The 13,436-nt window shown below is 58.8% G+C and carries 19 protein-coding genes and 2 pseudogenes; 3 read left to right on the top strand and 18 right to left on the bottom strand.

What is annotated here, in order from left to right; genetic code table 11:
• Positions 1–63 precede the first annotated feature (63 nt).
• The 14 genes and pseudogenes from FBY02_RS04745 to FBY02_RS04685 form a co-directional block, all read right to left on the bottom strand.
• On the bottom strand, positions 64–942 hold the full coding sequence (locus FBY02_RS04745; protein WP_144924020.1) for a hypothetical protein: 879 nt from the start codon (positions 940–942) through the stop codon (positions 64–66).
• A 65-nt stretch (positions 943–1,007) separates the two neighbouring features.
• Positions 1,008–1,466: a phage virion morphogenesis protein gene (locus tag FBY02_RS04740; protein WP_092166528.1), complete on the bottom strand. Its 459-nt coding sequence runs from the start codon at positions 1,464–1,466 to the stop codon at positions 1,008–1,010.
• Positions 1,463–1,939, bottom strand: coding sequence for a phage tail protein (locus FBY02_RS04735; RefSeq protein WP_144924017.1), 477 nt, complete (start codon positions 1,937–1,939; stop codon positions 1,463–1,465). The genes FBY02_RS04740 and FBY02_RS04735 overlap by 4 nt, the downstream gene beginning before the upstream one ends.
• A pseudogene (gene lysC / locus FBY02_RS28210) lies at positions 1,936–2,124 on the bottom strand (Rz1-like lysis system protein LysC); the annotation flags it as partial. The gene FBY02_RS04735 and the pseudogene lysC, both read right to left, overlap by 4 nt.
• Entirely contained in the window at positions 2,036–2,479 is a 444-nt protein-coding gene (lysB, locus tag FBY02_RS28295) for an Rz-like lysis system protein LysB (RefSeq protein WP_144924014.1), read from the bottom strand. The gene lysB and the pseudogene lysC, both read right to left, overlap by 89 nt.
• A complete protein-coding gene (locus FBY02_RS04725) occupies positions 2,476–2,682 on the bottom strand; it encodes a hypothetical protein (RefSeq protein ID WP_144924011.1) in 207 nt (68 codons plus the stop codon). Before FBY02_RS04725 ends, lysB begins: the two co-directional genes overlap by 4 nt.
• Positions 2,679–3,161, bottom strand: a complete 483-nt coding sequence (locus FBY02_RS04720; RefSeq protein ID WP_144924007.1) for a hypothetical protein — start codon at positions 3,159–3,161, stop codon at positions 2,679–2,681. The genes FBY02_RS04725 and FBY02_RS04720 overlap by 4 nt, the downstream gene beginning before the upstream one ends.
• Positions 3,158–4,000 (bottom strand): N-acetylmuramidase family protein, encoded by an 843-nt coding sequence (locus tag FBY02_RS04715; protein WP_092166520.1) that lies wholly within the window; start codon positions 3,998–4,000, stop codon positions 3,158–3,160. The genes FBY02_RS04720 and FBY02_RS04715 overlap by 4 nt, the downstream gene beginning before the upstream one ends.
• Positions 3,997–4,320: a phage holin, lambda family gene (locus tag FBY02_RS04710; RefSeq protein ID WP_003183304.1), complete on the bottom strand. Its 324-nt coding sequence runs from the start codon at positions 4,318–4,320 to the stop codon at positions 3,997–3,999. Before FBY02_RS04710 ends, FBY02_RS04715 begins: the two co-directional genes overlap by 4 nt.
• A 45-nt stretch (positions 4,321–4,365) precedes the next feature.
• On the bottom strand, positions 4,366–4,578 hold the full coding sequence (locus FBY02_RS04705) for a tail protein X (RefSeq protein WP_144924004.1): 213 nt from the start codon (positions 4,576–4,578) through the stop codon (positions 4,366–4,368).
• On the bottom strand, positions 4,578–5,039 hold the full coding sequence (locus FBY02_RS04700; RefSeq protein WP_060738359.1) for a head completion/stabilization protein: 462 nt from the start codon (positions 5,037–5,039) through the stop codon (positions 4,578–4,580). Before FBY02_RS04700 ends, FBY02_RS04705 begins: the two co-directional genes overlap by 1 nt.
• Before the next feature lie 104 nt (positions 5,040–5,143).
• Positions 5,144–5,842 carry a terminase endonuclease subunit gene (locus FBY02_RS04695; protein WP_144924001.1) on the bottom strand — a complete coding sequence of 233 codons (699 nt, stop codon included), beginning with the start codon at positions 5,840–5,842 and terminating at the stop codon, positions 5,144–5,146.
• A 10-nt stretch (positions 5,843–5,852) separates the two neighbouring features.
• Positions 5,853–6,860: a phage major capsid protein, P2 family gene (locus FBY02_RS04690; protein WP_003183297.1), complete on the bottom strand. Its 1,008-nt coding sequence runs from the start codon at positions 6,858–6,860 to the stop codon at positions 5,853–5,855.
• 43 nt (positions 6,861–6,903) lie between these two features.
• Complete coding sequence (locus FBY02_RS04685; RefSeq protein ID WP_144923998.1) at positions 6,904–7,734, bottom strand: GPO family capsid scaffolding protein; 831 nt, start codon at positions 7,732–7,734, stop codon at positions 6,904–6,906.
• A gap of 167 nt (positions 7,735–7,901) precedes the next feature.
• Here FBY02_RS04685 and FBY02_RS04680 point away from each other — a divergent pair, with 167 nt between their 5' ends.
• On the top strand, positions 7,902–9,659 hold the full coding sequence (locus tag FBY02_RS04680; RefSeq protein ID WP_144923995.1) for a terminase ATPase subunit family protein: 1,758 nt from the start codon (positions 7,902–7,904) through the stop codon (positions 9,657–9,659).
• Positions 9,659–10,684 (top strand): phage portal protein, encoded by a 1,026-nt coding sequence (locus FBY02_RS04675; RefSeq protein WP_144923992.1) that lies wholly within the window; start codon positions 9,659–9,661, stop codon positions 10,682–10,684. The genes FBY02_RS04680 and FBY02_RS04675 overlap by 1 nt, the downstream gene beginning before the upstream one ends.
• Positions 10,685–10,880: 196 nt before the next feature.
• Here the strand turns inward: FBY02_RS04675 and FBY02_RS28290 are convergent, their stop codons facing one another.
• The 4 genes from FBY02_RS28290 to FBY02_RS04660 all read right to left on the bottom strand — a co-directional run bounded on the left by FBY02_RS28290 (position 10,881) and on the right by FBY02_RS04660 (position 11,877).
• Positions 10,881–11,003: a hypothetical protein gene (locus FBY02_RS28290; protein ID WP_256667269.1), complete on the bottom strand. Its 123-nt coding sequence runs from the start codon at positions 11,001–11,003 to the stop codon at positions 10,881–10,883.
• Entirely contained in the window at positions 11,000–11,254 is a 255-nt protein-coding gene (locus tag FBY02_RS04670) for a hypothetical protein (protein ID WP_144923989.1), read from the bottom strand. Before FBY02_RS04670 ends, FBY02_RS28290 begins: the two co-directional genes overlap by 4 nt.
• Entirely contained in the window at positions 11,251–11,565 is a 315-nt protein-coding gene (locus tag FBY02_RS04665) for a hypothetical protein (protein ID WP_144923986.1), read from the bottom strand. The genes FBY02_RS04670 and FBY02_RS04665 overlap by 4 nt, the downstream gene beginning before the upstream one ends.
• Before the next feature lie 117 nt (positions 11,566–11,682).
• The gene (locus FBY02_RS04660; protein WP_144923983.1) at positions 11,683–11,877 is read right to left on the bottom strand and encodes a hypothetical protein; all 195 of its coding nucleotides are present in this window, start codon (positions 11,875–11,877) and stop codon (positions 11,683–11,685) included.
• Positions 11,878–13,271: 1,394 nt separating this feature from the next.
• Here FBY02_RS04660 and FBY02_RS28285 point away from each other — a divergent pair.
• Positions 13,272–13,434 (top strand): annotated as a pseudogene (locus tag FBY02_RS28285) (site-specific integrase); the annotation flags it as partial.
• Between the last annotated feature and the right edge of the window lie 2 nt (positions 13,435–13,436).

The following is a 13,436-nucleotide window of genomic DNA, read 5'->3' as shown; positions in this document are numbered from 1 at the left end:
TGCAGCCTCGGTGACTTGTTAGACTGTAGAATACAATCTCAAGTTAAAGAATATATCGTAGCGCTAAATGCTGGGCTCGATATCAACTAAGTACGGAGATCTGAGTGCGCATGGTATGTGCAGTCCGGTGAATGCCAAGAAAGAGAATGCTTTCAAACTGTTAAGTTCGGTTCCGTAGTTTGAGATCTCACCATGAAGCACTTGGTGTCGATTGAGTGCGTTGAATGTTTTTCCGCTTGCTAAACTTTCTTGGTCTCTGATTTTTTTGCTTTTTAAGATATCCATGGTGTGCAAGTTCAGTAGTTGATAGAGCAAGTTTTTTAATTCTTGATTGTCTCCTATCTGGGCTTGCACCCATGCGCTACCTTTGAGTTCAGGGCCGTTTCTAACTTTATCCATGGCGGAGGGGGTGCCTGTAACCTCTGAAAGGATTCCATCGGCTTGGGCAAGGAATACAGGAATGCTAAGGTAATAGCCTTCTGGGCTACAGATTTTGTGAGCGTTGATTGCTGCGTTTATTGCCTGTGCTCTGTCGGGAAATACTTTTTTTAATTCGCTGACATACCAGTCCATGTCGTTTAAATAGTGCGCCTTCAAAATATTGTCTACTTCGTCGCTGTTAGCATCTTGTAGGCTGTCGATAAGAGACCAGACATCGGAAAAAGAATTGTTCCAGTTAAAAAACCAACCTTGTTCGGAAGCTTTTATCATTGCTTCTCTTGATCGAGTTGGCATGTTTTCGATGCGTTCCTGTACTGCTTGCCAATCAATCTGAGCGATTTTTTCCAAATATGGGGCTACGTTGATTTGAATTTGTGTCAGCCATTGACCAAGTTGTTGCGCAAAAGAATTTATTACTGGAGCATGAGCTTCCAATATTTTGGTTACTTGCTTTGCAAGTAGCTCATTTCGCTCAAATATTTTATCAGTCAAATCTTTCATGATGCCCCCAGAGATTATGTGCCTTTGAGGCAAAATTTGTAAGTTCTGGCCCACCGAATCATTGGCTATCCCACAAGATGAGTGAGCAAGCCATCGCGGATTAGGTCTAAATCCGCATCTGTTAATCCTAGCATTTCCCGCCGTTCATACTTCACATTTGGGGCTCTTGGTTCAGCACGATCCTTCAGTCCATATTGGTGCACCTTGGCAATCCGGGCAACCCGTCCGGTAAAGCCTACGTAGATAGCATTCCCATCGCCCTGGACCCTCAAGTAGCTCGCCGTCCGCAGCTTCTGAAACATCTGCACCTTCCGCTTCAACCGTCCTTGTTTCCCTCGCAGATTGCGCTGCTTTCGCGGCGCGTACTTGCTCCCGTCCGGGTTGCGCTGGGCGATGATCCGCTGTTGCTGACTACGCCGCAGGGCCTGGCCGATGCTGCGGGCCAGTTTGTTGCGCGATGCCGGTTCCAGTTGTCCCAGTAGGCCGGCGGCCCAATCCTCCAGCGTTTCCAATCGGTTGGTCATTTCGGCACGACCCATTCACTGCCGGTGCCTTGGGTACCAGGTATCCACGCCGGGTCAAGGAATGCGGCCACCTGCTTAGGTTCGCCAGGATGGTGGAGGGTGGTATTGCCGTCGGCGTCTTTCCCCACAACCACACGCTCGGTTAGCGGCAGTGTCAGGCTCAGGTCCACCTTGCTGTTGTCCAGGATGTCGGCCTCGAACTGGATGCCCTCGGCGGACTTGTTCAGGTTCTCCAGCAGTTCGGACTGGTTCACGCTCAGCCAGCCCAGCAATGGCAACATGACGCTGTCGGGGTGACCTGCGTAGTCGGTGAGGATGACCTGTAAATCAAAGCTGTATTCGAACGACAGCGAGGCAGCCGCGGTGCAGCGGATTTTGCCGTTGTCGATGAAGATCAGCAGCCGGTCGGGGTTGTGCTTAAGTTCTGCCACGGTCGTCAGCAGGTGGGCACGCAGGCTTTCGGGTTTGTTCATGGGGCCGCCTGTTGATGGTTGAACACCATGTCTACCTGGCCGGCGCATTCAGCCCATGCGGCTTCGACGCGGTCCTGGTCGGTGAGCTGATCGCCGTTATTGAGTGGGCTTGTCGCCGGCAGGGTGCAGGGCACCACGGCCGGACAGCCACTGACGATAAGCGTCGGCGCCGGTGAGGGTGGGGCGCTCGCGCAGCCGGCGAGCAAGCTCAGGCAAAGGCTGGTCAGCCCAGTTGCGAAGGTCTTCGTTTTCACGTTTCAGCGCCTCAATGGTTTGCTCGCGCTTTGCCAGGCCCTGGCGCAGTTGATCCTGCTGGGTTCGCAGGGCAGTCTGGGCGATGCGCTCGTCGTTCAGGGTGTTTTGCAGGGTGTTGAGATTGGCGCGCAGCCTGTCAGCTTCATCGCGGGCGATTTTGGTGTCCTTCCCCGCGAGTTCGGTATTCTTCTCGGCCACGGTGATGCGTTGCTCTTGGCCCCAGATGAGCAGCGCCAGGGCGCCCAGCAGGGCGATGCTGTACAGCGCCTGGCGCAGGGTACTCATGCCCGGTACCAACCCAATTTGTTCATGTCGCCTACGTCCAGCAGCTCCACGGGACCTCTCACGACGACTACCCGGCAACCTGGTGTCACGTAGGCCAGTGCTTCGCACAGCAGCTCCATATCGGCTTGTTCGGTAATTTCGGGCACCACCAGCAGATCGCCGTCCTTCACGTTCAACTGTTGCACGCGTTCAAGGTCGATCATTTTAGGAATTCTCCAAGGTAGAGCAGCCGGAATTCCTCTGGGCTGTGCGAAGCACGGGCCTCTTCGAGAATGTCGGACATATGGATCTGCCAGGTGTAACGGCAGAAGTACCGGTTATTGGCTTCGATCAGACGTAACAGCAGATCGTTTTCCGAGGTATGAACGCCCACCGTCCGTTGGAATCTCGGTGTGGTTGCGTAAAAGGCGTCCGCCCGAATTCTGGTCGAATTGAGCCAATCGAATTCGTCGTAAAACCAGATAGCGTTTTCAGCGTCTTCATCGCATGGCACGTCTTTGCCATCTTCTAGAATCACCGCGCCAGGCAAGCGGCGGCGCATGTCTTCGACCAGCCCCTTCGAGGTAACGAAACAAACCTTCCTTCCCGCTACAAGGTAGGGTTTTGCACGTTGAATCAGCCGTTCGGTTTTCCCTGTTTGTCTCGGACTGATTTCAAGATGAGCAATTCGAGGGGGAATCATGCCGCCACCGCCTGGCCGCAGCCGCACTCAGCGTGCCGCTCATAGGCGCGCTGGAGCTTGATGTCGTACAGGTTTCGCTGGTAGTCCGGTCCGTTGTAGAGCTTGGCGAACTCGGCCCATTTGCGAGCTTTTAGCGCCTTGTGCAAAACCGGGTCGGTTTGAATGAAACGCACGAATGCGGCGAGCTGCTGAGACTCGCCTGCGCTCATGTCATCGACGAATGCCCGCACACTGGCGTAGCCCAGGCGCTGCCAGTGAAAGCCCATGATCTGGAACGCGCCCCAGGAGGCGGACTCCAGCGCGGCGGTGTCATCAATCAGACGCGCATGGCTCAGGCGTTGGTGTTCAGCAGTGCCGCCGGCATAGCCGCCGGACTTCGGATTGACGATGGCCGGATTGGCTGCGGCCAACTGGTCGGCGTGACGCTTGAGTTCGTCGGGGTTGTCGCCGTCGTGGCGCGGTGTGGCGAGCTGGCGGTACATGATGTGCCGCTCGAACAGAATCACCGGCTTACCGTTGGACAGGAAACCCTTTCCCTTCGATTCCACCTCGTTGACGGCATAGACGCTCGCCAACGGTACGTCGAGGATCTGCGAAGCCTGCACCAGGTCTTCATTTTTCAGCAGGAGCTGGCAGTCGCCACCGGCCAGGCTGGCCTGGGTCTTTTCGCCGGCAACGCCATCGGCGACCAAGCCGACTTTCAGCTGATACGCCCGTACGGCGGCCTCGGTGGAGTCACCATAGTCGCCGTCCGCTACCAGTCCGGCACCGTGTTCGTTCAGGTTCTTTTGCAGGATGCGCACCGCTTGCGAGCGGTCGCCGTGGCGGAGCGTCGTCATAACTGTTCTACCTTGCGAGTGAAAAATTTCTTGGCAGCGGCGCGAGTCCCCTCGACGCCGAGCAAACCGATTACTCCACCGAAGAACGGCGCGGTGGAGGCGGGAATGCCGAGCAGCGCTAAGCCATGGCTGGCGGCCAACGCCAGGGCACCGCAAAGCGGGGCCTCAACTGCCATCCGGCGCAGGGTTCCGCCGCCGTACATGATCCGTAGGGCGGCGATGGTCAGGGCCAGGATTCCCGCGTATAGGGCCGGCCAGTTCTGTTCGAGCCAGGCGGCGAGCCAGGCCCAGGTGTCGGGACGTTCAGGCATGCGCTTCATTCCGTAATCCAGGATGGGTAGGTTCGTGGGCTCGCTGCAGGTTGATCAGTCCCATAAATTCACCATCTGCCGCTGTGGGGCGGCCGTCTGGGCTTCGGGCATTTGCACAGCCAGGCCTTGGGGCAGGATCGGTCCGTAGTCGGCCAGGCCGGGGTTGGCTTCGAGTACCGCTTCGGTTGCGCCGGCGGTGCGGCCGTAGTGACGCCAGCACAGGGCGTCAACGGTGTCGTTTTGAAAGGCGCGGACGGTGACGGGCATCAGATCAGCTCCACGGTAGTGCGGTTGATGCCCAGGAAGTCACGCACGGCCCAGCGCAGGTCGCGGCGGTAATCGTCGATGTTTGGCGTGAGGTCTTCGGCGTTCTGGTTGCCGCTATTGGTGGTGTCGTAGGAGCGGTAGCGCTCGCACACTTCGGCACCGGTGGCGGCTTCGATGGCGCGGCGGTAGAGGTGCTCCAGTACCGATACGTCGTTGATCTTGTCACCAGGAACGTCTGCCAGTTCGGCATGGCCTGCGGCTTCCTGCCTGGCTCGCCATTCGCTCAGCTCACGGTTGACGCTGATGGCAGCGGCCACAGCGGCGGTTTCCAGGCGTGGCGCGGTGACGCTCGCGTCGATCCTCAGCGTGGCGCGCAATTGATCCAGATCGATGGAGGGCCAGAAGGCGTCGGTGTTGATATGGCCGCTGGCGACTGTGCCGCCGGCTACGAATCCGCTCATGGAACAGCACTCAAAAATAGGTCGCCGGTGGTCGGGGCTTCACGTTCAGGAGGAGCGGCCTGGCCGATCCGCCCCGAGCCGGCGGGGTGCGTGGGGACGCTCGGTTAGCCGGCAGGGCCGGCAAGTTTGTTGAGCAGGCGTTCGGCCCGCTCCAGATCTTTCTTGCCACCGCAGGCGTCGTGCAGAGCGATGGCTTTTTTCAGCAGATCCACACCGGCCTGGAGCTTGCCGGGTTGGCCCGGGGCCTCTTCGGTGATGCCTTCCAGCGTGGCGCGGCCCATGGCGAGAAACAGCTTGGCGCGGGCCTGGTCGGGCATGTCTTCGGCGTCGGTGAGTTCGGCGGTGCGGTGAAGGATTGCCAGGTCGAACGGTTCGCCCACCTTCTGAGCCTTGAAGGCTGCCGTCGCGACTTCCTCGGCGACCAGGCAACCCAAGGTGCGGGCGAAGCGGTCGGGCATGACCATCTTGTGTTCCAGCACGTAGGTCGCGATGTCGAGCCCACCGGTGAAGTCGCCAGCATCGAAGCGCCAGACCATGACGGTGGTAAGGACCTCGTCCTGGGCGCCCTGGCCGCCTTCCAGCACACCTTGCACATAGGATTCATAGCTCGGCAGTAACTGGCGCTTGAGTTCGGCCTTGCCCTGGTTGGACTGGACCTGTTTCAGGCGCAGGCGGTCTTGCAGCAGCTGGTTGAGCTGATGCTCGTAAGCCGTGGCGCCGGCCATGGTTTGGGTGGGCTCGGTCGCTGCCGCCTCGATGGCGGCAGTGACACGTTCAAAGTGACGGCGGCAGGGGTTGGTCATGATGGCCGCCTCAGTTCAGGGTGATGTTTTCGGCCATGGCCGCGCAGCCCAGGTCTTCGATGACGTAGCTTTCATTCACCGATTCGTAGTTCTCGATGCGGTCGCGCTTGGCGTTGTCCACCACGGTGCGGCGGCGGGTGCCTTCCTGCCAGTACAGCGACAGGTTATCCAGACGGGTGACCAGCAAGCCGTTGGCCGGGAAGTGCGGCACACGCACCGCCGGCAGGTTGCCGAGCCGTTTTTGACTGGTAACGATGTCGGCCGCCAGCATTTCGGTCGGCGCCTGGGTCTTGTTGATAATCGGGAAGTACTTGTCGGCCAGCAGTTGGCGACCGCAAATGACCACCAGTTCGGTGTCCTCTTGATACCAAGGCTCAATGAACTCGTTGACCATGCTGACGACCAGGGCGTCGATGTTTTCAAAGTCCTTGCCAGCGCCGATTTCGATTTTGCCGCTGCCGGCCACCACCTCATCCAGAACCCGGGCAGGGTTTTCCAGACGCATCTTTTGAAGCCAGCCGATGTTGACGTCCTGCAACAGCTGGTTGATGGCTGGGTTGGATGTCGCGGCGCGGCTGATGCCGTTCCAGCCAATCATGATCCGGTTGAGGGCCTGGGCCTTGATGATGGCGTCGCGGATGCGTGCTTGGAAGTCCTTGAACTTGGCCCACTGGTCCAGCTTCTGGTAGCGCAGGCTGGTATCGAAGTTGGTTTGGGTGCAGGTGTACCCACGGTCGTCCAGGCCGCTCGGGTCGCGGGGCTCGCGGTCTTTGGTAGTGGTGTCGGTGGTGCTGGCAATGGTGCCGTCGATACCGATGCCGACCTTTTCACCCGACTGTTCCGATACGCCGTAGACGTTGATGGCGCTGAGGAACGCGCTGGATTCTTGAATGCGGGTTTCCAAGGTCTGGGCGACGCTGGGGTCTGCGGTGAATTTGGTGGTGACGTCAGTCACCCCATGCAGTTGCGCCAGTTGTTGCAGGTAGGCGTTGAACAGTACTCGGGTGTCGTTACGCATGTTGATCGTCCTTCATGATTCGGGGCTGTGGTGGGGCTGACTGTCAGCAGTCGGTCACGACCAGGTCATTGCCGCCGGTAACTGGCGGACGCGTTTTCTGGCTGTGGTCCTGGGTGGTGGAGAGCTTGTTTTTCAGCTCTGTGAGTTCCGTGCTGACCTGGTCGAGCTGTGTTTTCAGCCCCGCCGAAAATTGCTTTTCTGCGGCCAGTTGGTCGGGCAGATCTTTGACGTGTTCGGCGATGGCTTCGACGGCTTCGCCGATCTGGGCGAATTCGGTGTCGTCCTTGGCCTGCTTGCCAGTCAGTAGCGCTTGCACCTTGTTGAACAACTGGGCGCCGATGCTGGGCTTCTCTTCGATTTCTTCGAACTTCAACTCGGTTTCCAGCGCCTCGGTAAACATCGACGTTGCCGAGTAGTGGCGATCCTTGAAGGGGCTGGCGTCAGGTTTCTGGGCAGAGAACGCCAGAACGTCGGTGCCCAGGCTGGCAGGCGAGTCAGTGACAGCCAGTCCGACGATGTAGGCCTCGCCGGTATCGGCGAAGCTGTCGTCGATTTCGATGGAGGTGTAGATCTTCTGCTTCGCCTTGTTCATGGCGATCAGCTCGGGGGTCGGCTCAACCTGGGCGAACAGGGCCAGCTTCTTCTGGCCGGCGATGTCCACCTCTTCGGTTTTCACCGCCAGCACGTCGCCATAGGCCTTGAACGGGCTGTCGGGCAACAGGCTGCGGAAGTGCTCCAGCCAGATACGAGCGCCGTAGGTGGACGGGTTGAAGTTCTTGGCGGCCTGTTCCAGCCAGCTGCGTTTGATGGTGCGCTTGTCCGAAGTAGCGCCCTCGACGGCGACGCGGAACCAGTTGCTGCGAAACTTCTTCATGCCGGGAATCCTCAGTGCGTGGGGCGCCTGCTGGGTTGAGCAGTGCGTTGCAATGAGGGGCATGGTCGTCACGGGCGCGAGCGGCGGCAACGAGACGGGACTGTAGGCGGGGAGGGTACAAGGGGCGGCGCTATTGAGTCGCCGCCGTGGGCGGCAGCATCTCGGCCATGACGACGACCACCCTGCTGCCTATCGATCCGCGACGCCAATCCAAGTTCCTGTACTGGATGGGGTGGCGCATCTGCGAGATTGCCGAGGCTACGGGCGAAAAAGAAAAAACGCTACACAGCTGGAAGGCCCGCGACGACTGGGACCGGGCCGACAACGTCGAGCGCATCGGCGGCGCCCTGGAAGCGCGCTTGGTACAGTTGATCCTCAAGGAAAACAAGACTGGCGGCGATTTTAAAGAGATCGATCTGCTGCATCGGCAGCTTGAGCGCCAGGCCCGCATTCAGCGTTTCCAGGGCGGCGGTACCGAAACCGACCTCAACCCGAACCTTGCCAAGCGCAACGAGGGACCGAAGAAAAAATCCCCGAAGAACGATATCAGCGAAGACCAGATCGAGCTGCTGCGCGAGGCCTTCATCGACGGCTGTTTCGATTACCAGAAAGACTGGTATCGGGCCGGCAACCAACGCACCCGCGTCATCCTCAAGAGCCGACAGATCGGTGCCACGTACTACTTCGCCCGCGAGGCGTTCATCGACGCCCTGGACACCGGCCGCAACCAGATTTTTCTGTCGGCGTCGAAGAACCAGGCCTACCTGTTCCGTGGCTACATCCAAGCCTTCGCACGGGAAGTCATCGGTGTCGAGCTGACCGGTGACCCGATTGTATTGCCCAACGGCGCCGAGCTGTTTTTCCTCGGAACCAACGCCCGCACCGCCCAGGGCTACCACGGCAATTTCTACTTCGATGAGTTCTTCTGGACGTTCAAGTTCGAGGAATTGAACAAGGTCGCCTCGGGCATGGCGATGCACAAGAAGTGGCGCAAAACCTACTTCTCCACGCCGTCGAGTATGGCCCACGAGGCGTACACCTTCTGGACGGGCGAGCGCTTCAACAAGGGCAAGCCCGCCGCGCAGCACACCAAGGTTGATGTGACCCACGGCGCGCTCCAACAGGGGCGGTTCTGTGAGGACCGGCTGTGGCGCCAGATCGTCACCATCCTCGACGCGGAGCGGGGCGGCTGCGATCTGTTCGACATCGAAGAGCTGCGTCGGGAGTACAGCCCCGAGGCGTTCGCTAACCTGCTGATGTGCGAGTTCGTCGATGACGGCGCGAGCATCTTCCCGCTGTCGGTGTTGCAGTCCTGCATGGTCGATAGCTGGGTGGAGTGGGCCGAGGACTACAAGCCGTTCGCCATGCGCCCGTTTGGCGACCGCCAGGTATGGGTCGGGTACGACCCTGCCGAGACGGGCGATTGTTCCGGCCTTGTGGTGGTTGCGCCGCCACTGGTGCCGGGCGGCAAGTTCCGCGTGCTCGAGCGCCACCAGTTTCGCGGCATGGACTTCGCCGCCCAGGCCGCCGCCATCAAGGGCGTGTGCGACCGCTACTGGGTGACCTACATCGGCATCGACGTCACCGGCCTGGGCAGTGGCGTGGCCCAGCTGGTGCGCCAGTTTTTCCCGGCTGTGACTACCTTCAGCTACTCCCCCGAGGTGAAAACCCGTCTGGTACTCAAGGCCTACGACGTGATCCACAAGGGGCGGCTGGAGTTCGATGCCGGCTGGACCGACATGGCGCAGTCGCTAATGGCGATTCGCAAAACCATCACCGCAGGCGGTCGCCAGTTCACCTACACCGCCGGCCGCAACGACAACACCGGCCATGCCGACCTGGCCTGGGCGCTCTTCCACGCATTGCAGAACGAACCGCTCGAAGGGCAGACCGCTGCCAATACTGGGCGAATGGAGATTTACTGATGACCGAACAACTTGCCAGCCAGGAACTTTTGCCCGCCGCCCTCGATGTCGCCAGTGCGGGTACCCAGGTGTTCAGCTTCGGGGAGCCGACACCGGTGTTGGGTGGTCGGGGGGTGTTCGACTATCTGGAGTGCTGGTTCAATGGGCGGTGGTATGAGCCGCCGCTGTCGCTCAACGGCCTGGCCCGGTCGGTGGGGGCGAGCGTGCATCTGCATTCGGGGTTGATGTTCAAGCGCAACCTGTTGAGCAAGACGTTTATTCCGCATCCGATGTTGTCCCGGGCGGCTTTTGAACAGTTCGCCCTGGATTTTCTGTGCCTGGGGAATGGCTACCTGGAGAAGCGCCGTTCGGTGCTGGGCGGCACGCGGCAACTGGTGCCGTCACTTGCGAAGTACATGCGGGTTGGGCCGGAGGGGCAGTTCTACCAGGTGCAGGGCTGGAAGAACGAGCACGCGTTTGAACCGGGCAGTATCTTCCATCTGCGCGAGGCGGATTTGCACCAGGAAATTTATGGGTTGCCGGAGTGGATCAGTGCGTTGCAATCGGCGCTGTTGAACGAGTCCGCGACGCTGTTCCGGCGTAAGTATTACGAAAACGGCAGCCACGCCGGTTTCATCTTGTACATGACCGACGCGGCGCAGACTGAGGCGGATATCGACGCTTTGCGTAAAGCGCTGAAGGATTCGAAGGGACCGGGGAATTTTCGGAATTTGTTTGTCTATTCGCCCACGGGCAAGAAGGATGGGATTCAGCTAATCCCCGTCAGCGAGGTAGCGGCTAAAGACGAATTCAACTCGATCAAGAATCAGACCCGTGATGACGTCCTGGCAAGTCTGCGGATTCCACCGCAGTTGATGGGGATTGTGCCGCAAAACGCGGGTGGGTTTGGGTCGATTAGGGAGGCTGCGCAGATCTACGCTGCCAACGAACTGGAGCCCATTCAGACGCGGATGACGCAACTGAACCACTGGCTAGGGGAAGAGGTCTTGCGCTTCAAGCCTTACGAAATCGATGGGGAGGCTTAAAACCCTCGCGCACCGCGTACTGGCTGAGCAGGGCCTTGAACGTGTCGTCGTGAATCGCTTCGCCGATCATCATTACAGCATCACCTGGCGTACCGTGGCCGCCTGCTCAAAGGCCAGGTACGCCCCTCCAGGCTGGACGCGTTCAGCGCCCGGAGCGTTTTCAGGCCCAGTACAAAGCCCTCCGCACGTTTCTGGATCAACTCCAGGACGTGCAGGTCTTCGACGTGGCCCAGGCGCACCAGGCGCACCAGGTGCTCCTCCACTGGGTGCGGATCAACACCGGCAGGGTGATCCCGTTCAGGACTGACACCTCGCTCATGCCGGCACCGGGCTCAGCGTGTCCAAGGCGGCGCGCAGCTCGTACAGCGGGAAATGCTCACCGCGCTTGCCGATCAGGCATTTATCGCGATGCGCGGGGAAGGGTTGACCGCCGCCGCCGCCGTGGAAGGTCTGCCGAATGCCGCAGTGCCGGCAGTGCAAAAACGTCTTACCCAACTTCCAGTCACGGGTCCATTCCTCCAGAGCGGCGGTGACGTCATAGTTTGGGTCACGGCGGTCACGTTCGCTCATTCTGTAACTCCTTTCGGGCCGCCGTGGCTGGCCGCTTCGGCCAGGAACGCGGCCGCTTCGGCGTGTTGCAAGGCTTGGCCGTGGACCAGGCTGTAAAACCACACGCTTAGGCGTGTGACGCTGCGCGCCTCTTGTCGGCCAACGGCCTGCAAGTGGTCGAACAGATCACTTTCCAAGGCGCTGGCAGGCTGTGCCAGGGCTTCGGGCTTCATCGCCTGGGTGATGCGCGCGGCCAGTGCGGCCACTTCGGGGGCATAGCTGCGTAGGGCGCTCAGGCGTATCTCATAGGATGGCGTGACGGGTAACGGCATGGGGCTGATTCCTTTCGACTGAGTGGCGGGTAGTGCGTAAAACCAGTCTAGGGGGGCTACTTATGTAAACAGGAGATACACCCTGGTTGGGTGTACCCCCTGTTTACATAAGTGGCGTTATTGGTATTCGCGGAAGTCCACCTTAGCCGGCTCGCCCAGCCCTTCCCAGGCCAAGGTGTACAGCGGCCACGCCGAACCGTCTTCCATGGTTCCTGGGGTCATGCCTTTGTAGACCCATCCGGCCTTAAGGTACGCGTTGACTTCTTTGCTATCCCGAATATGCCGGATGGCCTTTACGTCGCTATCTGCCATGCAGTGCTACTCCTTGCGTTGAATGATGGCCCATTGTAAGCACAACGGCTGACAGGGTGGGGGGCCTTTCGATTATTCATCGTATGCGGACTCAACCACGCACGTCCATCTGCACTGTTGACTGAACGCCGCTGCCTTCCGGCGCCTGGCTCGGCAAACCCAAGCGGTACTCCGTGAATTGGTTCACGTCGTCCTGGCGCACGCACTCGGCCATCAGCCCCCAGCCATGAGCAACGCCTGCGCCTGGGCTTGGGGCGGGACCGTTTTTAGTTGCTGATATCAGCGATTGCTATCGGTGCGGCTCTTTGTTGAATGGGTCGAGGGCGAAGCTAATACCGTCCCCCAAGGCAGCTTTTTTCGACCCCGTGAACGCCCCGGTATGGTGCGTTTTTTTGGCTGTGGCGTGCTTCACACCTGGCGCGCGCCGTCGTCCCCCCACCGCGCCTCCGGTCTAAATAGGTCTTTTTTTCCGCACTTCTGCACCCCCATTGAAACCAAGCCCGCTGGGCGCTATCGGAGCTTATCCAGGCTATCGAATACCTGCGGATCCCTGCGAAGGTGGGTGTCTTTTCGCAATGCTCATACGCATGCACAGGCATACGAATTTCGGAGGCGCCACGGGAAAAGGGTTAGGTTTTTTTTGAGAGGGGTGTTTTGAGCTGGAGGGCCCGTATTTGTTGGGCTTGAGACCTAACTTTGATGGGTTAGGTTGGGTTAGGTCAAAGGTTAGTAATCTATAACTAACTGTTTTTAAAGGAATTTATAAAATGAATATTTAACATCAATAAAGGTTAGGAAATAACCAAAATCTAACCAAAAACTAACCTTCTAAATCCTTCGCAAAGCCTTGCCAGACAAGCCTTTCAGGGCAGCGAGTAAAAAACTAACCCTCCTAACCTCTTTCCCGTGGGTCAACATAAAAACGCCGGACATGCCTCGGGCGGAGCATCTACTGACGCTGCATACAGAAATGGACACTCCGCCTCACGTTCGTCATTTACACGCACACACCCTCGTACACACCGTATCAGTCGGTGCGTTTGTGGATGGTGTTGGGATTGGAGCGACAAGCATTACAGCGCGGCCATTCGCACGGGTCAGCTCACTAGGGGAGTGGATGTTTCAGGAAGTGAGTGGTACGAAAATGGTACGGGCGTTTTTGGTAGGTGCTGGAGATCTTGTATTACGCGGCCTCCAGAGTTAGAGGTTCCAATCCATCATGGGTGCAACACTGAAGCGCCGAGACAGCGTAGGCCGTGGATTTACTGGGCTAAGGCTCTGTTTTACTAGCATTTTACTCAACGGGTTCTTGGCGTGATTTCGGGTGTTTTCAGGCGTTTTACGGCTCGGTGGTACGATGTACCGCTTTTAAGCTGACGCGTACCACTATCGATATGGCAACTATCCGGGCAAGAAAACTGGCTGATGGGTCTGTTAGCTATACGGCTCAGATCCGCATCAAGCGCGACGGAGTGCAAGTCTATCAAGAGAGCCAGACCTTCGCCCCGAAAACAGGCGGGGCAGGCCTGGGTTCGCAAGCGAGAATCTGAGCTGGAGGC

It is taken from the genome of Pseudomonas sp. SJZ078 (genome assembly GCF_007828255.1).
GTDB lineage: Bacteria > Pseudomonadota > Gammaproteobacteria > Pseudomonadales > Pseudomonadaceae > Aquipseudomonas.
Note: the sequence above shows the minus strand (reverse complement) of the source record. Positions and strands in the feature narration are given on the sequence as shown.

What these genes read in the sequence shown, in the direction of transcription:
- FBY02_RS04665 (WP_144923986.1), bottom strand. Translation starts at nt 11,565, where the DNA reads ATGCCGTTACCCGTCACGCCATCCTATGAGATACGCCTGAGCGCCCTA.
- FBY02_RS04660 (WP_144923983.1), bottom strand. Translation starts at nt 11,877, where the DNA reads ATGGCAGATAGCGACGTAAAGGCCATCCGGCATATTCGGGATAGCAAA.
- FBY02_RS04745 (WP_144924020.1), bottom strand. Translation starts at nt 942, where the DNA reads ATGAAAGATTTGACTGATAAAATATTTGAGCGAAATGAGCTACTTGCA.
- FBY02_RS04735 (WP_144924017.1), bottom strand. Translation starts at nt 1,939, where the DNA reads ATGAACAAACCCGAAAGCCTGCGTGCCCACCTGCTGACGACCGTGGCA.
- FBY02_RS04675 (WP_144923992.1), top strand. Translation starts at nt 9,659, where the DNA reads ATGACCGAACAACTTGCCAGCCAGGAACTTTTGCCCGCCGCCCTCGAT.
- FBY02_RS04720 (WP_144924007.1), bottom strand. Translation starts at nt 3,161, where the DNA reads ATGATTCCCCCTCGAATTGCTCATCTTGAAATCAGTCCGAGACAAACA.
- FBY02_RS04715 (WP_092166520.1), bottom strand. Translation starts at nt 4,000, where the DNA reads ATGACGACGCTCCGCCACGGCGACCGCTCGCAAGCGGTGCGCATCCTG.
- lysB (WP_144924014.1), bottom strand. Translation starts at nt 2,479, where the DNA reads ATGAGTACCCTGCGCCAGGCGCTGTACAGCATCGCCCTGCTGGGCGCC.
- FBY02_RS04685 (WP_144923998.1), bottom strand. Translation starts at nt 7,734, where the DNA reads ATGAAGAAGTTTCGCAGCAACTGGTTCCGCGTCGCCGTCGAGGGCGCT.
- FBY02_RS04690 (WP_003183297.1), bottom strand. Translation starts at nt 6,860, where the DNA reads ATGCGTAACGACACCCGAGTACTGTTCAACGCCTACCTGCAACAACTG.
- FBY02_RS28290 (WP_256667269.1), bottom strand. Translation starts at nt 11,003, where the DNA reads ATGAGCGAGGTGTCAGTCCTGAACGGGATCACCCTGCCGGTGTTGATC.
- FBY02_RS04710 (WP_003183304.1), bottom strand. Translation starts at nt 4,320, where the DNA reads ATGAAGCGCATGCCTGAACGTCCCGACACCTGGGCCTGGCTCGCCGCC.
- FBY02_RS04700 (WP_060738359.1), bottom strand. Translation starts at nt 5,039, where the DNA reads ATGAGCGGATTCGTAGCCGGCGGCACAGTCGCCAGCGGCCATATCAAC.
- FBY02_RS04725 (WP_144924011.1), bottom strand. Translation starts at nt 2,682, where the DNA reads ATGATCGACCTTGAACGCGTGCAACAGTTGAACGTGAAGGACGGCGAT.
- FBY02_RS04670 (WP_144923989.1), bottom strand. Translation starts at nt 11,254, where the DNA reads ATGAGCGAACGTGACCGCCGTGACCCAAACTATGACGTCACCGCCGCT.
- FBY02_RS04695 (WP_144924001.1), bottom strand. Translation starts at nt 5,842, where the DNA reads ATGACCAACCCCTGCCGCCGTCACTTTGAACGTGTCACTGCCGCCATC.
- FBY02_RS04740 (WP_092166528.1), bottom strand. Translation starts at nt 1,466, where the DNA reads ATGACCAACCGATTGGAAACGCTGGAGGATTGGGCCGCCGGCCTACTG.
- FBY02_RS04680 (WP_144923995.1), top strand. Translation starts at nt 7,902, where the DNA reads ATGACGACGACCACCCTGCTGCCTATCGATCCGCGACGCCAATCCAAG.
- FBY02_RS04705 (WP_144924004.1), bottom strand. Translation starts at nt 4,578, where the DNA reads ATGCCCGTCACCGTCCGCGCCTTTCAAAACGACACCGTTGACGCCCTG.